Genomic DNA, 16,616 nt, shown 5'->3' with positions numbered 1-16,616 from the left:
GGGGCGCACCGTAGCCGCCCTCATTTCCGCCGTAACCGCTGCCGCTGTTCTCACCGGGGCGGTCGAGCATCTGCAGGTTGTCGACCGTTACGGAGTGCTTGCTCCGCTTGGTCCCGTCCTGCGCGGTCCACTGCTCCAGAACCAGGCGTCCTTCCACGAGAACCTTGCTTCCCTTGCGTAGATACTGGTTGGCGATCTCGGCGGTGCGTCCGAAAAAGGTGAGATCGATAAACATCGTCTCATCCCGCTGCTCGCCATTGGCGGCTTTGAAGCGGCGGTTGGTGGCGATACCCACCTTGCCGATGGCACTCCCGCTGGGAGTGTAACGGATCTCGACGTCACGGGTGAGATTTCCCACCAGAATTACGCGGTTGTACATAGGAAGCTCCTTGGGTTGGTGAGGGGCTTACGCCTCGCTCTTCTCTGCGGCCGCTTCTTCAGCGGGTGCTTCGCTCTCGGCAGGGGCCTCTTCCTGGGCAACTGCGGGAGCCTCGGCTTTCTCGGCGGCAGGCTTTTTGTTGGCGGCTTCGACCATCTTGTCGAAGACAGCCAGCTCTTTTTTGTTGGTGTACTTCACGGTCATGAAGCGGAGGATCTCTTCGTTGTAGCGCAGCTGGCGCTCCAGCTCGCCCACTAGCTCGGCGGGGGCGGTGTAGTAGACGACGGTGTAGTACCCGCGCTCCTGCTTCTCGATGGGATAGGCCAGACGGCGCATTCCCATATCATCGGTGGCTTTGAGCTCTCCGCCCTCTTCGGCGATGATCTCTTTGACCCGTGCGATCTGCCCTTCGATCTCCTCGGCAGTGAGGGTGGGCTTGACGACGAACAGTGTTTCGTAACAGTTCATTGAAGTCCTTCTTGTGGTTTGATAGCCCGTTCTCCCGACCCCCAGGGGCCGGCCAAAAACGAGCAAGAATTTTGGAGCAAATATTTTAGCGGAAATATACTTCTAAAATGCTTGAGATGATATTTGGTTCTGATGTTTTCCAGAATCCTCTTCATTTCTTTTTCTTTGTTTCGCGACAAAGAAAAAGGAAACGAAGCAAAGAAAAAGAAAACGCGATTTACTGACGTCCCGACAAAGGTGCCATGAGTATTTGAATGAGACATGAGAAGATGGAAATGAATAATTTCAGTGCGCCGCATAGCGGCGTAATTTCGTAGCACTTAACACATAGCACTTAGCACAAAACGATAGTCAAAGAGGGGGCAAGGCCCCGTTCAAACGACAAACGACGAATATTTCTTGCGACTTGAGGCCCGTAGGGCCGTGCTTGCGACTGTTTTCTATCTCAGACGTTACACTCGCTGCCGCTGTGACGCTTTTTGAGCATCCCCTCCATGCTGATGTAGCTGTTGAGCGCCCCCAGATAGGCTTTGGCGCTGGCGAACATGGTGTCGATGCTCAGGCCGTGTCCGATGACGGCGGGTTCGTCGTCGTTGAACTGCACCTGAACGGTGACGTTGGCCAGAGCGTCTTTGCCCCGGGAGACCGATTTGACTTTGTAGTCCATGAGCTGGCCATGGTAGCCGGTGATCCGGTCGATAGTCTTGAAAACCGCGTCGATGGTTCCGTCACCGATGCCGGCGTCGGTGACCTCTGTGCCGTCGTTTTTGCGGATCGTTACCGCCGCACTGGGGACGCCGCCGGTGGAGTCCATCAGCTGCAGGGCCACCAGCTCCCAGGTCTTTTCCACATTGGCCATCTGGCTGGTTACCAGCGCTCTCAGGTCATCGTCATAGATCTCTTTTTTCTTGTCGGCCAGCTCCTTGAAGCGGGCGAAGGCTTCGTTGAGCTCTTCTTCACTGAGAGTGAAGCCGAGCTTCTCCAGTTTGTCCTTGAAGGCCGCCCGTCCCGAATGTTTGCCCAATACCAGGGTATCGTTGACATCCAGGCCGATCTCTTCGGGGGAGAAGATTTCGTAGGTGCGCTTGTGTTTGAGCACGCCGTCCTGGTGGATGCCGCTCTCGTGGGCGAAGGCATTTTTGCCCACGATGGCTTTGTTGGGTTGGGGTTCGATCCCGGTGATGGAGGCGATGAGCCGGCTGGTGGGGTAGATCTCCCGGGTATTGATGCCGGTCTCCACGTCGCTGAAGACATCGCTGCGGACCTTGAGCGCCATGACGATCTCTTCCAGGGCTGCATTGCCGGCTCGCTCTCCCAGGCCGTTGACGGTGCACTCCACCTGGCGGGCGCCGTTCTGGATGGCGGCCAGGGAATTGGCGACGGCGAGGCCCAAGTCGTTGTGGTTGTGGACCGAAATGATGGCCCGGTCACCGATGAAAGCTTTGAGCTCGGCGATCCGCGCGCCCACCTCGTCAGGCAGGAGGATCCCTACGGTGTCGGGGATGTTGATGGTGCCGGCTCCGGCGGAGACGGTGGCGTCGATGATCTCTTTCATGAAGCTCATTTCACTGCGCCCCGCATCTTCGAGACTGAACTCCACGTCGTCGACGAAGGTCCGGGCATACTCCACCGCCTCCACGGCCCGCTTGACGACCTCTTCGGGTTTCATCCGCAGCTTGTACTCCATGTGGATGGGGCTGGTGGCGATAAAGGTGTGGATCCGCTTTTTGGGTGCCGGAGCGATGGCTTCACCGGCAGCTTTGATATCCTTTTCCAGGGCCCTTGCCAGAGAGCAGACGGTAGAAGTTTCGATCCGCTGGGCGATGCGGCGGATGGCGTCGAAATCCCCGGGGCTTGCCGCGGCGAAGCCCGCCTCGATGACGTCTACGCCCAGCTTTTCGAGCTGGCTGGCGATCTGGATCTTCTCTTCGGTGTTCATGGAGGCGCCGGGGCTCTGCTCCCCGTCGCGAAGGGTCGTATCGAATATGATAATGCGTTCTTTGCTCATACTTGTACCTTTGGGTGCTAAAACAGACGAAATTGAACCGATTTTATCCAAAAGGGGCTAAATCGGCACAGTAAACTGATTTGACGGAAAAAAATGAAAAGTTCGATTCAGAAGCGCAGCAGGAGGATAGAGCTCTTTTTGTTGAAGTGGCGGTCGAATCGGTTGATGCTGTAGACCATGGATCTATCCTCCTTTCTGTTGTGAACCCAAAATGGGGTTTAATTGCCGAAAGTATAACGGGATTGGTACGGAGAGTCAAATTAAAGGATAAAATTTTTCCATAAAATTAAAAGATATGCACCGCCAGCCAGAGTGTGCCGGGAGCGGTCTCGAGGACTCGGTGCGGGGTTCCGGCGGGGAGGAAGATCATTTCACCACGTTTCAGCGAACGGGCCTCTCCCTTGATTTCCAACTGAGCACTCCCCTCTATGACAACGACCCACTCATCCTCCTCCTGACAATACTCTCTCTGATCGGGGGTATCGGAGCTGAGGATTCGTACGATCCTGACGTTTTTGTGCTCCAGGAGGGTGGTGAAGCTTTCACCGTTTTGAGGCGGAATGCTATCAAAGAGATTCATAGGAGAGTGTAGGTCGGATTGAGTGTTTTGGCGACCGTTTCATGGATTTTTCGAAGCAGATCGGCATCGATTGCGCCGAGCTTTTTGATAAAACGGGCATTGGAAAGGTTTTTGATCTGAAAACAGTCAATGGCGGAGCGTTTGTGCAGACCGTTTGAGGCGTCGAAATCGATAGGAAGCATCCAGGGATAATTCGCATACCGCTCTTTCCAATCGGTGATAGGAACAATGGTTTTGAGTGGAAGCCTACCGATGCTGTTGTGGCTGACAACAATAGCGGGTCGGCGTTTTGCGATTTCGCTGCCTCGCTGGGGTGAAAACTCCACCAGCCAAATCTCCGCCTGCTTAATATTCATGGAATCCGCCGTCATCTTCACCGACCACTTCGCCAAAGCTCCGGTATTCCTGGTCATTTACAGCCTTGGAAGCCGCCTCTTCCCAGCGTTCAAGCTCTTTTCGTTTGAGATAGTCGGCAATCGCTTCATTATAGATTGACGAGAGTGAAACCCCCATCTCCTTTTTCAAAGCCATCACCTTCTCCTTGAGATTTTTATCAAGATTGAAGGTCACTTTTTCGATGGAGTGTTCACTGTAGGAAATAGCCATACTTTTTCCCCATATTTTTTTTATGGATTATAGCGTATGTGATTATGAAGGGTCAATTTCTTTTTTAGAAACTCATCGAGATGGCGTCGATTTCGTCCCAGCTCATTCTTTTTTTGCCCGCTTCCCGATGGCGGAGGATATGATCGACGTAGCGGGCAAAGAGGTCGGTTTCGATATTGACCCGGGTGCCGGGGCGGTACGTTTTGAATAGCGTGTTTTCGACGGTGTGGGGGATGAGGGTCAGGCGGAACCAGTCCGTACCCACTTCGTTGATCGTGAGGCTCACGCCGTCGACAGCTACTGAGCCCTTGGGAACCAGGTAGGGGATCTGCTCAGGATCAACGGCGATGTAGTACTCCACGGCGTTCTCTCCCCGTTCGATGCGTCGGATCGTCCCCACGGTATCGACGTGTCCCTGGACGATATGCCCTTCGAAACGGTCCCCCATCTGCATTGCCGGCTCCAGGTGAACCTGTCCTTTCAGCTTTTCGGGTGGAACGATTCGACGGGTCTCATCCGCCGCCTCGACCCGGAAACCGTTCGGCAGGACTTCGGTGACGGTCAGACAGACGCCGTTGACGGCGATGGAGTCCCCGATCTCCGGTTTCAGCGAGGAGCGGATGGTCAGAATATGGTTTCGGTCGTCGATGACGGTTCCGATCTCGCGGATCAATCCGGTAAACACAGGTATCCCCTTTGGATATAATTCGCCAATTATAACAAGAGAGTGGGTAAGTGGGTAGTGCGCAGTGGGTAGTGTAAAAGAAGAAAGCAAAGCTTTCATCCGAAACTCCTCACTCCTCACTCCTCACTCCTCACTGTCATAAAAACGGAGTTTTTATGAACTACGATGTGATTGTAATCGGCGGTGGGCATGCGGGGATCGAAGCCTCTCTCGCTGCTGCCCGCATGGGGGCGAAGACCCTCATGATCACCATCTTGGCCGAACAAATCGGTGCCAGCAGCTGCAACCCGGCCATCGGTGGCCTGGCCAAAGGGCATCTGGTCAAAGAGATCGATGCTCTGGGGGGCGAGATGGGGCTCTGCACCGATGCCACGGGTCTGCAGTTTCGCCTCCTCAACTCCTCTAAAGGCCCTGCCGTACGGGGAAGCCGAGCCCAGATCGATATGGACCGTTATCGGATCCATATGCGGAATGTCTGCCTCAATACTCCCAACCTGGAGGTGCGCCAGGAGATTGTGGAAGGACTCATCGTCGAGGGGGATGAGGTCCGGGGAGTCGAGACCCAGTTGGGTAACCGCTATGAAGCCCCCAGGGTGATCATCGCCTCGGGTACCTTCCTGAATGGTCTGATCCACATCGGAGAACGGACCCAGCGGGCGGGACGCCAGGGGGAGTTCGCCTCGATCACCCTGGCCGAGCAGCTGCGGAGCATGGGCTTCGAGATTGGCCGGCTCAAGACCGGAACCTGCGCCCGCGTCGCCGGGGAGAGCATCGATTTTTCGGTCATGGAAGTACAGCCCGGAGACGAACGGCCGATCCCCTTTTCCTTCCGGACCGACCGGGAGAGCTTCGCACCGGAGCAGCTGCCCTGTTGGGTGACTTACACGACCGAGGAGACCCACCGGATCATCGAGAGCAATTTTTATCGTGCTCCCCTTTTCAGCGGCCAGATCGAAGGGGTCGGTCCCCGCTACTGCCCCAGCATCGAGGACAAGATCGACCGCTTCCGGGACCGCCCGCGGCATCAGGTCTTTGTGGAGCCTCAGACTCGTGAAGCCAATGAGTTCTATCTCAACGGCCTGAGCACTTCCCTGCCTACCGATGTGCAAGAGGCAATGATCCACTCCATTCCGGGATTGGAGAATGCGAAGATTGTCCGCTACGGCTACGCTATCGAGTACGACTTCATCCAGCCCACCGAACTGAAGCACACCCTGGAGAGCAAAAAGATCCGGGGGCTCTATTGGGCCGGGCAGGTCAACGGCACCACCGGTTACGAAGAGGCGGCGGCCCAGGGACTCATGGCCGGGATCAACGCGGTGTTGGCCCTGCGGGGGGAAGAGCCGTTGATCCTGGGACGGGACGAAGCCTACATCGGGGTGCTCATCGACGATCTGGTAACCAAAGGGACCAACGAACCCTATCGGATGTTCACCTCCCGAGCCGAGTATCGTCTGCTCCTGCGGGAAGACAACGCTCATCTGCGCCTCGCTCACTACGGGGTGAAACTGGGACTCCTGCCTGAAAAGTTCGGCCACAGGGTAGAGGAGACCAGGGCTCAGATCACAGAAGCTCTGGAGTGGCTCAGGACCCACTACGCCACCCCGACCAAGGCGTTTGTCGCCCAACTCGAGACAATGGGTGAGGAGCGGATCAACGACAAGACCGCCTGGATTGATCTGTTAGCACGGATCGCCGAGCCCAGCCGGGAGAAACTGTTGCAGCTACTGCCCGATTTCGTTCGCTACAGCAACGAGGCGATCGAGCAGATCCTCATCGAGGCCAAATACTACCGCTATATCGAAAAGCAGCAGCAGCAGATCGAGCGGATGAAAGGGATGCATCAGGTGAACATCCCCGAAGATTTCGACTACCGAAAGGTCCAGGGACTCAGCAACGAGATTGTGGAGAAGTTGGAAAAGGCGACGCCCCCGACACTGTTTGAAGCCTCCCGGATCAGCGGGATCACTCCGGCGGCGATCGAGATCCTCCACGTCTATATCAAGATGGCCCAGAAAGGAAAACAATGATCTACCTCTACGCTTACACCAATCATCGGGCCGACCTGGAGGCTCTGCGACGAATGGGAGCGCTCTGGCGGGTGCTGGAAGCCAGAGGAGTTCGGGCCGAGCTGATCGTCAACGACTACCGGGCCCAGCTCGCCGGCCGGGAGCTGGGGCTGCCGCCGGCGACGACGGTCGAGAACATCATGGAACTGGATGCTCTGGCAAACGGGGGAGACAGAGTGGTGATCGACTCTCCCGAAGATCCGGGGGAGCGGCTGGGCTTTTATGTGGAGAAGTATGCAGGAGTTTATACCGTCAAACCCTGTGGAGCGGAGAGCCGTTTCGGTGAGACGGTTCTGGCGGCTTTCGGGGAGGGAGTGGTGGTCGATCTGGTCTACGAAGCGGCTGCCTCCCTCCCGAAGATCCCTCGTAAAGTCTTCATCTATGGGGATACCGATCATGATAAACGTCTCTTGAACGCGGCGGAGGATTTGGGAGCTCTGGGTCTGGACCTCTACTGGGGAAGCTACTTCTATGTCAAATACGAGGAGGAGCTGGCTCGCTGCTTCGGTACGATCTACGAGAGCGAAGAGTACCGGGAGCTGATCGAAGGGAGTGAAACCGTCGTGACGGCCATGCCCCAGACGGCGGCGGAAGCAATCGTCGCCGGAGCGAAAACGATCTGGCTCGATCGGGGAGGGGCTCCGGTGTGTGCCACCGATATTCTGGAGGCTGCGGGAGCGGTACGGATCCCCTGGGGTGATTGGAGCCGGCTCGAGACGGTTCTGAATGAGGAGGCAAAGAGGAGTACGCTGACCAATCTTGTGGGAGATTGGGCGGGGATGATCGCCGATTAATTCAGACAAAAATACTCCGATAAAATGCTTATTTCCCCTCTTTGTTGACGACAAAAATCATGAGGTGGGAAAAAACTTCACAAATCCGCTTCGTTTTTGGACTTTTTCTTCTTGCTTTGAGTCATGTCAATCATTTTTTATCCTTAACGTTCTATAATTACCCGTTTTAATCTTCCAAACAAAGGACGCGATATGAGCGACAGAAGAGATTTCTTCGGCAAGGTGCTCGGTGCGTATGCCGGTCTGGGGGCTCTGGGAGCCCTCTATGCTGCCAAGCGCACCTGGGATCCTCTGCCGAGTGTCAAAGCGGCCGGTTTTACCACCATCGATCTGAGCCAGGCCAAAGAGAACGTGCTCTATACCGAGATGTGGCGGGGTAAACCGATCTTCGTGATCAAAGTCCCCAAAAACGCCAAGCCCTCCGATGCCCCCAACGGGGATATGGACAACGCCTATGAGGACAAACGTCTGATCACGGTCGGCGGTGACAAGTTCTTCATCGCGATCGGACTCTGTACCCACCTGGGATGTATTCCTGCCTACTATCCCGAGAAGCACAAATTTATCTGTGCCTGTCACGGTGGACAGTTCAACGCCGCGGGAGAGGTTCTCAAATCTCCTCCGCCGAGTCCGTTGGTGATTCCCCCGTTTACCGTGAAAGGCAAGAAGGTTGTTCTGGGCGAAGCGGGCCCCGAATACAAGAAGCTCAAAGAAGCCGGTTTAGTGGCGTAAGGAGAGAGCATGGCACATTTTGATCCCAATGCACGACCGTTCTCCCATCAGTGGATGAATGACAGATTGGCGGTCGATACCCTCAAGCGGGTATTGTCCACGGAATACTGGATCCCCAAAAATATCAACTTCCTCTGGGCCATGGGGATGGTCCTGGCGGCGACCTTCGGTGTGTTGCTCATCAGCGGTATCTTCCTGCTGATGTACTACATTCCCGATACCAAGCTGGCCTTCGACAGTGTCAACCACACCATTATGGGTGAGGTGGGCTACGGCTGGCTCTGGCGCCATATGCACGGGGTGGCCGCCTCGGTCGTCTTCCTGATCATCTACATTCATATGTTTACCGGGATCTACTACGGCTCCTACAAGCGGGGCCGTGAACTGATCTGGCTCAGCGGAATGCTCCTCTTTGTCAGCTTCTCCGCCGAAGCTTTCTCCGGCTATATGCTCCCCTGGGGACAGATGAGCTACTGGGCCGGTATGGTTATTACCAACCTCTTCAGTCTCGGTTCTCTGGACTTCCAGGGTCTCGTCGAGTGGATCCGCGGTGACTATGTCCCCGGCCAGGCTTTCCTGGGACGCTTTTTCATGCTGCACGTGCTGCTAATGCCTCTGATCATCATGGCGCTGATTGTGCTGCACTTCGGTACCCTGCGTCTGCCTCACGTCAACAACAAAGACGGTGAAGAGATCGACTTCGAGGCCGAAGCAGAGAAGTGGAAAGCCGGCAAGCGCAAAGAGGCGAAGGTGATCCCCTTCAATCCGGTCTTCCTGAGCAAGGATACCTTCGTGCTGGGGATCTATTTCATCTTCTACTTCTACCTGGTCTTCTATCATTTCGAGTTTGCGATGGATCCGGTCAACTTCGATCCCGCCGATCCTCTGAAAACGCCGCCGCATATCTATCCCGAGTGGTATTTCCTCTGGAGCTATGAGATTCTGCGGCCCTTCCCCAAGGATCCCGGTCTGATCGCCTTCGGGTTTGCTCAGGTGATCTTCTTCCTGCTGCCCTTCCTGGATCGCAGTCCCAATGTAGCGCCCGCTAACCGCCGTAAGCCCTTCCGCTGCTGGTTCTGGATCCTTCTGGTTGATATGATCGTCCTGACGATTATGGGGAAAGTGCCTCCCATCGGCATCTATACCACGATCGGTACCGTAGCCGCCTGGGTTTTCATCCTTCTCTGGGTGGCGTTGCCGTTCATTACCAAAATGGAAAAACCGATTAGGGGGCAAAAATGAAAGAGTTGAAAGTATTAGCGGTTGTCGTCTTCTTCACCCTCGTAACCTATTGGGGGGTGGAGCCTTACGCCCATTCGGTCATGCATAAGCATGTGGAGTTCAAGAACTTCAAATATGAGGATCTCAAACCCATCAGTGCCAAAGGTGATGCGGCCAAAGGCCAGGCCCTGGCCGCGGCCTGTGCCGGATGTCACTCCATCAAAGCGGCGAAGATGCCCGCCCCGATGGACCCTGTCACCGCTTCGGCGACCTATGGAGTCAATCCTCCCGATCTGAGCCTGGCCGGTGCGGTATTGGATGAGAAATATCTGGCTCACTTCCTCAAAGATCCCGTTCATACGGCTGTCGTGGCGCACAAGTTCAAAAACCGACCCTATCCCATGCCTCCCATGGCGACAGATGACCAGAGTGCGGCGGATCTGGTGGCTTATTTCAAATCGATCGCGCCCAAAGAGGTTACTCCGAAAGAGGCATATGAATTCGCCTGCGGTCGCTGTCATGAAATGCGCTATGCTAAATGGACCCAGATCGGTGAAGAGCCCAAGACCAAGCCCAATATCCAGACCAAAATGGATGAGGAGAAGCTGAAGTTCCAGGAAAAACTGGCACAGTACAAAGATCATCTGGTCAAGTACCTGGGCAAACTGCCTCCCGATCTGAGTATTATCGTCCGTGCTCGCAGCGAGGATTTCCTCAAGACCTTCGTCGAGGATCCTCAGGCGCAGCTTCCCGGAACAGCAATGCCGCGAGTTGGTGTGAGCAAAGAGGGCTACGAAAAGGTCTTCAAATACCTGGAAGAGGTCGGCGATCCCAGCAAACCCAAGCGTGAAGCAGTCGGTCCCTGGGTCATCGGATATTTCGTTCTCTTCTCTTTCCTGGCTTATCTCTGGTACAAATCCCAGTGGAAAGGGCTTAAGTAAGAAGAGACGCATTTGCGTCTCTTCTTACAGTGAATAGTGAATAATTAATAGTTAATAGTTGAGGTTGGTATCGCTATGGCGATACCTTCATTATCAGATATTTTTTTTCTTTCCTTGTCTTTTCAAGACACTTTCGCTACTCTACTCCTCTGAATAATCTCTATCTATGAAAAGAGTCATATGTTGATCGATGGTCACGGACGCAGAGTCAACTATCTGAGGGTTTCCGTTACGGAGCGCTGTAATTTCCGTTGTCAGTACTGTATGCCAGAAAAACCCTTCAGTTGGGTACCCCAGGAGAATCTGCTAAGTTTCGAAGAGCTTTTCAAATTTATCAAAATTGCTATCGACGAAGGGGTCGACAAGATCCGGCTGACAGGCGGAGAACCGCTGTTGCGACAGGATCTGGACCGTTTCGTCAGGATGATCCATGACTACAAGCCTGACATCGATCTGGCCCTGACGACCAACGGCTATCTGTTGACTGAGACGGCGGAGTCTCTCCGTGCCGCCGGACTGAAACGGCTCAATATCTCTCTTGATTCCCTCAAGCCCGCCGTGGCGGCGCAGATCGCCCAGAAGAACGTCCTGGGGAAGGTCCTGGCGGGGATCGACAAAGCCCGGGAAGTAGGACTGAAGGTCAAGATCAATATGGTCCCCCTCAAAGGAATCAACGACGGCGAGATTCTCGATATCCTGGAGTACTGCCGGGAGCGAGGGATGCGGGTGCGCTTCATCGAATATATGGAAAACTCCCACGCCAACGAGGAGATCCGGGGAATGCACGGCCGGGAGATCCTGGAGCGCATCAAAGAGCGCTATACGATCCACCGGCTCGGCCGGGAAGGCGCCAGCCCTTCCTACAATTACAAAATCGAGGAGAACGGCTACATCTTCGGCCTCATCGACCCCCACAAGCATGACTTCTGCGAAAGCTGCAACCGGATCCGTCTCACCGCCGAAGGGCATCTGATCCCCTGCCTCTATTTCGACGAAGCCCGCTCCATCGCCGAAGCGGTTCGGGCCGGTGATGTGGATGCCGCCGCCGAGATCCTGGCAGAGGTCCTGCGCGACAAACCCAAAGAGAACCGCTGGAGCGAGACGGAAAACGAAGGTTCCAACCGGGCCTTTTACGAGACAGGCGGATGATTTTCAGTGAGGAGTGAAGAGTGAGTTACCGTCGTTTGTCGTTTGAACGGGGCTTCGCCCCTCTTTGTCGGTTGAGACTGGTCGGCAGTCGGCAGTCGGCAGTCGGCAGTAAGTGTGCCTTCGGCGCCGTTATTGGTATATCGGTGTATTGGCATATTGGGGACAAGGTTAAAGCCTTGTATACGGGTCTGAAGTCCTATCTCCAAAAATTCGCGTTGCGGAGCAACGCACCGAAATTCAAAATTCAACATCCAAAATCCATCATCAAAAGCGTTGCCATGCAACGCCAACCGAAATCATTCACCATTCACCATTCACCATTCATCATTCGAAAGCGTAGCTTTCATTTTCGGTTCCTCATTCCTCATTCCTCATTCCTCATTTTCGCCGAAGGCGAACCATGTTTTGGCTGACCGAACGCTTCCTCTCCATTCAGGGCGAAGGGCGCTATGCGGGGGTGCCTTCCTATTTTCTGCGGACCGGCGGGTGCAATCTGCATTGTCCGGGATTTGGAGCGAAGTATGAAGTTGACGGTGAGAAAAGGGCAGGCTGTGACACCTGGTTTGCGGTAGATCGGGCCTTTGCCGATCGCTGGCAGGCGGTGGAATCTGCCGAAGAGCTGCTGGAAGCGGCGGATCGGGAGTTCGTCCGGCTGGGATATCGTCCTCATGTGGTCGTCACAGGAGGGGAGCCGCTGATCTATGCGACGGATCCGGTCTTTTACGGTGTGATCGAGGGGCTTGTGGAGCGGCAGATCGCTGTGACATTCGAGACCAACGGCACCGTGGAGCTCGATTTCGAAAATTTTCCGGCCTATCGTCACGCGGTTTTCGCTCTCTCGGTCAAACTTTCCAACAGTGGTGAACCGGCCCAGCGTCGGCTGAATGCCGTGGCACTCAAAAAGATTGCCGCCGAGAGCCAGGAGTATTTCCTCAAGTTTACCCTGGATCGGCAGATGGTGGAATCGGGCCGGGCGCTGGAGGAGATCGCCGAGATCCGATCAATTGTACCGGAGGCGGAAGTCTTCTGCATGCCGGTAGGAGAGAGCTGTTCGACGATCCGGTACAATGATCGTCCGGTCTTCGATTTCTGTATCCGAAACAATTTCCGCTATTCCGATCGTCTTCATATTCGGATCTTCGATATGACCCAAGGGGTATGAAGCTCACGATCACTCCACATTGGTTTGGTTATAATGCGAGTGAATTTATCCGAGAAGGAGTCAAAATGATGAACCGGAAATACACTTTTGCGATTGCCGTGATAGCCGGCCTATTGATCAGCGGTTGCTCAGAAGAGACCAAAGAGCACGCCAAAGCAGCTGCCCAAAGCGCCGCCAAAGATACCGCGGCGGCAATCCAGACTGCCAAGGAAAAGAGCGCCGATGCTCTCTCTCAGGCCCAGGCAAAAGCCTCCGAGGCGATGGATCAGGCCAAGCAGGCTGCTGCCGAAGCTGTTGAAAAGGCCAAAGAGAGTGCTGCCAAAATGGAAGAGGCGGCCAAGGCCAAAACGGCTGAAGCAGTGGAAACAGCCAAGAAGAGTGCCGCCACAATGGGCGAGGCAGCCAAGGCTAAGACTGCTGAAGCCGCTGCAGTGGTCGAGGAAAAGGCGGCTGAAGTCAAAAAAACGATGGCAAATGAGACAGCGGCTCCCGCTGCCGACGGTGCGGCACTCTTCGCCAAATGTGCCGGTTGTCACGGAGCCGACGGCAAAATGAAAGCCCTGGGCAAGTCACCGGTGATCGCCGGAGAACCGGCAGATTCCATCGCTCAGAAACTCAAAGCCTACAAAGAGGGCAAGCGCAATGCCTACGGCATGGGCGGGGTAATGCAGGGACAGGCTGCCGGCCTCAGCGATAGCGATATTGCCACGCTGGCCGAATATATCTCCACATTGAAATAATCCGTGAAACAGGAAGCGGTGTGGATGTTCTGATCGGCTATCACCGGCATCTGGTGGAGGGGCTTTTGCTCATTCTGCTGCTCAACCTGTCACTGCCCTGGATACTGCAATCTTCTCCGGAAAAGCGAATCTTCTATACCCGGGTCGGCTATTTCGCCTTCTGGGCACTCTGGTCGATGGTGGCTTTCAGCGGTCTGATGGTCTGGCTCTTTGCCGGGCGCCCTCTGACGCTCCCGGTGATCGGGATGTTGATCCTGACAGGGCTGCTGCCGCTGCTGGACATCTATCGGGCTGTGCGCCTCAAGAGGCTCTGGCTTTCCGGATCGACGGGTCTGGGATTCAACAGTGCAATCATCGGTCTGGAGCTTGCGCTGACAATCGGCGTAACCCTGCTGGCGGTGCTCGGACGGTAGCCGATGCAGTTTCTCTATCACCCCGAAGCGGGAAAACCCCGGCTCGAGCTGGAGGGGGACGCCTATCGCTATCTCTTCAAAGTCCGTAGACTTCGTGCCGATTCACCTCTGCATCTGCGGAACCTCACCGATGATATTCTCTACACCTACCGGACCAAAACGCTGGATCGCCGCCGGGCAACACTCCGTCTGGAGTCGGAGCAATCGCTGCGGATCGCTCCAAAGCGCACGCTGCATCTGGGATGGTGCCAGATCGATCCAAAGACGGTGGAGAAGGCCTTGCCTACCCTCAACGAGATCGGGGTTTCCCGAATCACCTTTTTCCCCTGCCAAAGGAGTCAGCGGAGCTTTCGGCCCGACTTCGAACGGCTGCATCGCATCCTGATCAACTCTTCCCAGCAGTGCGGCCGCAGTGCGCTGATGCAGCTGAGGGAGGCCGAGAGTCTCGAGGCCTTTCTCGCCCAGGAACCCGAGGCGATGTTGCTGGACTTCTCCCCCCGACCGCTCGCCTGTGACGGCGGGGATTCGCTGACCCTGGTCGTAGGTTGTGAAGGGGGATTGACGGAAACGGAACGGGAGCGTTTCGACAAAGAGCGGATCGTCGGGTTGGCCACGCCGATGATTCTGCGCAGCGAAAGTGCCGCCTGTGCCGCCGCCGCCCGCTTTCTGCTGGGATGATTTTCAGCTTTTTTTAAAGCACTCTAGGTAAAATACCGCTCTGATTTTCCCCGTATTTCATTAGTGAATCGGGAGAGTTGTCTCGCGTGAAGCGTTGCAGCGACCCCTGCCCCTTGGCAGCGGAAGGGTATGCTACGGCATATCGGAATGGGTTGGTTGCCCATCGTCAAAAATTCAACAAAGGTTTTTCCGATGAAAAAAGGTATTCATCCCGAATATATGGACTGCCATGTCAAATGTGCCTGCGGAAACGAATTTACCGTCCGCTCCAACAAGCCCGAACTCTCCATCGACATCTGCAACGAGTGTCACCCCTTCTTCACCGGTTCGGAGAAGATTGTCGACGCTACCGGACGTGTCGAGAAGTTCCGTAACAAATACAAGCTCTCCTAAGTTTTCCACCCCTTTGGGGGTGTTGTCATGCTGACTTTTGTCCCCACTCCCCTGGGAAATCTCCAGGATATCACCTACCGCGCACTCTCCGTTTTCGAATCCGCTCAACTCTTTCTCTGCGAAGATACCCGTGTGACCCGTCATCTTTTGGAACTGCTGCATGAACGTGGCTATCTGACGGCGCTGCCGGAGGCGGAGTTTCTTTCGTTCAACGAGCATAACGGCCCCGAACGCTTGAAACAGATCGCCGAGCGACTGGTTTCCGAAGCGGTAGTCTATGTGAGCGATGCCGGGATGCCGGCCATCTCCGATCCCGGGCAGCTGTTGGTGGCCTGGTGTCAGGAAGAGGGGCTCCCCTATGATGTCCTGCCCGGTCCCAGTGCAGTGACGGTCGCCTATGCCGCCAGCGGTTTCGAAGCGGGTCGTTTTCTCTTTTACGGTTTTCTGCCCCATCAGGGACGACCGCGCCGGGAAGCGCTTGAGAACCTGCTGCGCTCTCCCTGGGATACGGTCCTCTATGAGGCCCCCCACCGTCTGGAAAAGCTTCTGTCGGCTATTGCCGAACGTGAGGCTGATCGTGAGATTTTCGCCGCCAAGGAGCTGAGCAAGAAGCATCAGCGTTACTATCGGGGAAGCGCCGGAGAACTACTGGAGAGGCTTCGCGCAGAAGGCGTGATCCGGGGGGAATGGGTGGTGGTGATGGCCGGGGCGAAGACCTCGCCCCCTGTGCTCCATGCCGAGGAGATCGAGGCGATGGATCTGCCACCCAAGGTCAAGGCAAAGCTTCTCGCCCGCCTGCTGGGCGGCACCGTGTCGGAGTGGTACGATCGACTGGTCCGGAAACGCTGACAGATTTCCTGAAGCGGCTCTGCCTTACCTCCCTCTGCGGGGCCGTCAGGAAAAAATGGTAAAATCCCCTATGATTATTTATGGAAAACAGGTGGTGCTGCATGCACTGAGACACCACCCCGAGCGTGTCGAAAAGATCTATATCGCCAAAAAGGGCGTGCTGCCCCAAGACCTCTTCGAAAGTTACGGAGCGAAGATCACGTTCATCGAAAACCGTTGGGCCCAGCAGCTGAGCCGGGGAGGCAACCATCAGGGACTCCTGGCGGAGATCGCCGATTTCGAACCCAGCCCCCTGGCTGAGATCAAAACGGGTGATTTCGTCCTGGTCCTGGACACCCTGACCGATGCGGGGAATATCGGGGCGATTGTCCGCAGCGCCTATGCACTGGGCGTGGAGGGGATCGTGGCGACCGGAATCGGACAGCTCAATTTCGCCGCGGTGACCCGTACCAGCAGCGGAGCTTTGTTGGAGATGCCTTTTGCCCTGCACCGGAACATCCTCGATGTCCTGCATGAACTCTCTCAGGCGGGACATCGGCTCTACGGAGCTTCCATGGAGGGGGAGCCCATCGAGGAGAAAACCTTCGCCCGGCGTCGTACCTTGATTCTGGGCAGCGAAGACCGAGGGCTCTCCAAGAAGGCGAGAGAACGGCTCGACGAGACCATCTCGATCCGGATGAAGCGGGAGTTTGACTCCCTCAATGTCAGCGCGGCAGCCGCCATTATGATACACAGGATGAGTTATGCAG

The 16,616-nt window shown here is 55.6% G+C and carries 21 protein-coding genes; 14 read left to right on the top strand and 7 right to left on the bottom strand.

Annotated features, from left to right (window positions below):
• The 7 genes from ssb to ribE all read right to left on the bottom strand — a co-directional run.
• Positions 1 to 379 (bottom strand): single-stranded DNA-binding protein (ssb, locus tag F8I07_RS09780; protein ID WP_292659045.1); only part of this gene is annotated, 379 nt, incomplete at its 3' end.
• A gap of 27 nt (positions 380 to 406) precedes the next feature.
• Positions 407 to 847, bottom strand: a complete 441-nt coding sequence (gene rpsF / locus F8I07_RS09775; protein ID WP_292659042.1) for a 30S ribosomal protein S6 — start codon at positions 845 to 847, stop codon at positions 407 to 409.
• Positions 848 to 1,292: 445 nt separating this feature from the next.
• Positions 1,293 to 2,855: a 2-isopropylmalate synthase gene (locus F8I07_RS09770; RefSeq protein WP_292659040.1), complete on the bottom strand. Its 1,563-nt coding sequence runs from the start codon at positions 2,853 to 2,855 to the stop codon at positions 1,293 to 1,295.
• A 286-nt stretch (positions 2,856 to 3,141) separates the two neighbouring features.
• Entirely contained in the window at positions 3,142 to 3,435 is a 294-nt protein-coding gene (locus F8I07_RS09765; RefSeq protein WP_292659038.1) for a cupin domain-containing protein, read from the bottom strand.
• Positions 3,432 to 3,791, bottom strand: a complete 360-nt coding sequence (locus F8I07_RS09760) for a type II toxin-antitoxin system PemK/MazF family toxin (protein WP_292659034.1) — start codon at positions 3,789 to 3,791, stop codon at positions 3,432 to 3,434. Before F8I07_RS09760 ends, F8I07_RS09765 begins: the two co-directional genes overlap by 4 nt.
• Entirely contained in the window at positions 3,781 to 4,041 is a 261-nt protein-coding gene (locus F8I07_RS09755; protein WP_292659031.1) for a type II toxin-antitoxin system CcdA family antitoxin, read from the bottom strand. The genes F8I07_RS09760 and F8I07_RS09755 overlap by 11 nt, the downstream gene beginning before the upstream one ends.
• Before the next feature lie 64 nt (positions 4,042 to 4,105).
• Positions 4,106 to 4,726, bottom strand: a complete 621-nt coding sequence (gene ribE, locus F8I07_RS09750) for a riboflavin synthase (RefSeq protein ID WP_292659028.1) — start codon at positions 4,724 to 4,726, stop codon at positions 4,106 to 4,108.
• A gap of 155 nt (positions 4,727 to 4,881) precedes the next feature.
• Between ribE and mnmG the strand changes: the two genes are divergently transcribed.
• The 14 genes from mnmG to F8I07_RS09680 form a co-directional block, all read left to right on the top strand.
• Positions 4,882 to 6,756, top strand: coding sequence for a tRNA uridine-5-carboxymethylaminomethyl(34) synthesis enzyme MnmG (mnmG, locus tag F8I07_RS09745; RefSeq protein WP_292659025.1), 1,875 nt, complete (start codon positions 4,882 to 4,884; stop codon positions 6,754 to 6,756).
• Positions 6,753 to 7,589 carry a hypothetical protein gene (locus F8I07_RS09740; RefSeq protein WP_292659023.1) on the top strand — a complete coding sequence of 279 codons (837 nt, stop codon included), beginning with the start codon at positions 6,753 to 6,755 and terminating at the stop codon, positions 7,587 to 7,589. Before mnmG ends, F8I07_RS09740 begins: the two co-directional genes overlap by 4 nt.
• Positions 7,590 to 7,781: 192 nt before the next feature.
• Positions 7,782 to 8,321: a ubiquinol-cytochrome c reductase iron-sulfur subunit gene (petA, locus tag F8I07_RS09735; protein ID WP_292659020.1), complete on the top strand. Its 540-nt coding sequence runs from the start codon at positions 7,782 to 7,784 to the stop codon at positions 8,319 to 8,321.
• 9 nt (positions 8,322 to 8,330) lie between these two features.
• Positions 8,331 to 9,563 carry a cytochrome bc complex cytochrome b subunit gene (locus tag F8I07_RS09730; protein WP_292659019.1) on the top strand — a complete coding sequence of 411 codons (1,233 nt, stop codon included), beginning with the start codon at positions 8,331 to 8,333 and terminating at the stop codon, positions 9,561 to 9,563.
• Positions 9,560 to 10,483, top strand: a complete 924-nt coding sequence (locus F8I07_RS09725; protein WP_292659017.1) for a c-type cytochrome — start codon at positions 9,560 to 9,562, stop codon at positions 10,481 to 10,483. Before F8I07_RS09730 ends, F8I07_RS09725 begins: the two co-directional genes overlap by 4 nt.
• 180 nt (positions 10,484 to 10,663) lie before the next feature.
• Positions 10,664 to 11,632: a GTP 3',8-cyclase MoaA gene (gene moaA, locus F8I07_RS09720; RefSeq protein WP_292659013.1), complete on the top strand. Its 969-nt coding sequence runs from the start codon at positions 10,664 to 10,666 to the stop codon at positions 11,630 to 11,632.
• A 20-nt stretch (positions 11,633 to 11,652) separates the two neighbouring features.
• Positions 11,653 to 12,045, top strand: coding sequence for a hypothetical protein (locus F8I07_RS09715; protein ID WP_292659011.1), 393 nt, complete (start codon positions 11,653 to 11,655; stop codon positions 12,043 to 12,045).
• Positions 12,033 to 12,794: a 7-carboxy-7-deazaguanine synthase QueE gene (locus tag F8I07_RS09710; protein WP_292659009.1), complete on the top strand. Its 762-nt coding sequence runs from the start codon at positions 12,033 to 12,035 to the stop codon at positions 12,792 to 12,794. The genes F8I07_RS09715 and F8I07_RS09710 overlap by 13 nt, the downstream gene beginning before the upstream one ends.
• A gap of 65 nt (positions 12,795 to 12,859) precedes the next feature.
• Positions 12,860 to 13,534 (top strand): cytochrome c, encoded by a 675-nt coding sequence (locus F8I07_RS10100; RefSeq protein WP_367264515.1) that lies wholly within the window; start codon positions 12,860 to 12,862, stop codon positions 13,532 to 13,534.
• A 20-nt stretch (positions 13,535 to 13,554) separates the two neighbouring features.
• Complete coding sequence (locus F8I07_RS09700) at positions 13,555 to 13,947, top strand: hypothetical protein (RefSeq protein ID WP_292659007.1); 393 nt, start codon at positions 13,555 to 13,557, stop codon at positions 13,945 to 13,947.
• 3 nt (positions 13,948 to 13,950) lie between these two features.
• Positions 13,951 to 14,625, top strand: coding sequence for a 16S rRNA (uracil(1498)-N(3))-methyltransferase (locus F8I07_RS09695; RefSeq protein WP_292659003.1), 675 nt, complete (start codon positions 13,951 to 13,953; stop codon positions 14,623 to 14,625).
• A gap of 192 nt (positions 14,626 to 14,817) precedes the next feature.
• Complete coding sequence (rpmE, locus tag F8I07_RS09690; RefSeq protein WP_292659002.1) at positions 14,818 to 15,018, top strand: 50S ribosomal protein L31; 201 nt, start codon at positions 14,818 to 14,820, stop codon at positions 15,016 to 15,018.
• Between the two features lie 27 nt (positions 15,019 to 15,045).
• Entirely contained in the window at positions 15,046 to 15,867 is an 822-nt protein-coding gene (gene rsmI, locus F8I07_RS09685; RefSeq protein ID WP_292659000.1) for a 16S rRNA (cytidine(1402)-2'-O)-methyltransferase, read from the top strand.
• Between the two features lie 55 nt (positions 15,868 to 15,922).
• Positions 15,923 to 16,616 (top strand): RNA methyltransferase (locus tag F8I07_RS09680; RefSeq protein ID WP_292658997.1); only part of this gene is annotated, 694 nt, incomplete at its 3' end.

This window comes from Nitratifractor sp., from assembly GCF_015487065.1.
Lineage (GTDB): Bacteria > Campylobacterota > Campylobacteria > Campylobacterales > Sulfurovaceae > Nitratifractor.
Note: the sequence above shows the minus strand (reverse complement) of the source record. Positions and strands in the feature narration are given on the sequence as shown.

Coding starts and splice junctions, on each gene's coding strand:
- F8I07_RS09695 (WP_292659003.1), top strand. CDS start 13,951: ATGCAGTTTCTCTATCACCCCGAAGCGGGAAAACCCCGGCTCGAGCTG.
- F8I07_RS09730 (WP_292659019.1), top strand. CDS start 8,331: ATGGCACATTTTGATCCCAATGCACGACCGTTCTCCCATCAGTGGATG.
- F8I07_RS09760 (WP_292659034.1), bottom strand. CDS start 3,791: ATGAATATTAAGCAGGCGGAGATTTGGCTGGTGGAGTTTTCACCCCAG.
- F8I07_RS09725 (WP_292659017.1), top strand. CDS start 9,560: ATGAAAGAGTTGAAAGTATTAGCGGTTGTCGTCTTCTTCACCCTCGTA.
- F8I07_RS09755 (WP_292659031.1), bottom strand. CDS start 4,041: ATGGCTATTTCCTACAGTGAACACTCCATCGAAAAAGTGACCTTCAAT.
- F8I07_RS10100 (WP_367264515.1), top strand. CDS start 12,860: ATGATGAACCGGAAATACACTTTTGCGATTGCCGTGATAGCCGGCCTA.
- rsmI (WP_292659000.1), top strand. CDS start 15,046: ATGCTGACTTTTGTCCCCACTCCCCTGGGAAATCTCCAGGATATCACC.
- moaA (WP_292659013.1), top strand. CDS start 10,664: ATGTTGATCGATGGTCACGGACGCAGAGTCAACTATCTGAGGGTTTCC.
- F8I07_RS09770 (WP_292659040.1), bottom strand. CDS start 2,855: ATGAGCAAAGAACGCATTATCATATTCGATACGACCCTTCGCGACGGG.
- F8I07_RS09710 (WP_292659009.1), top strand. CDS start 12,033: ATGTTTTGGCTGACCGAACGCTTCCTCTCCATTCAGGGCGAAGGGCGC.
- rpmE (WP_292659002.1), top strand. CDS start 14,818: ATGAAAAAAGGTATTCATCCCGAATATATGGACTGCCATGTCAAATGT.
- mnmG (WP_292659025.1), top strand. CDS start 4,882: ATGAACTACGATGTGATTGTAATCGGCGGTGGGCATGCGGGGATCGAA.
- F8I07_RS09765 (WP_292659038.1), bottom strand. CDS start 3,435: ATGAATCTCTTTGATAGCATTCCGCCTCAAAACGGTGAAAGCTTCACC.
- F8I07_RS09740 (WP_292659023.1), top strand. CDS start 6,753: ATGATCTACCTCTACGCTTACACCAATCATCGGGCCGACCTGGAGGCT.
- petA (WP_292659020.1), top strand. CDS start 7,782: ATGAGCGACAGAAGAGATTTCTTCGGCAAGGTGCTCGGTGCGTATGCC.
- rpsF (WP_292659042.1), bottom strand. CDS start 847: ATGAACTGTTACGAAACACTGTTCGTCGTCAAGCCCACCCTCACTGCC.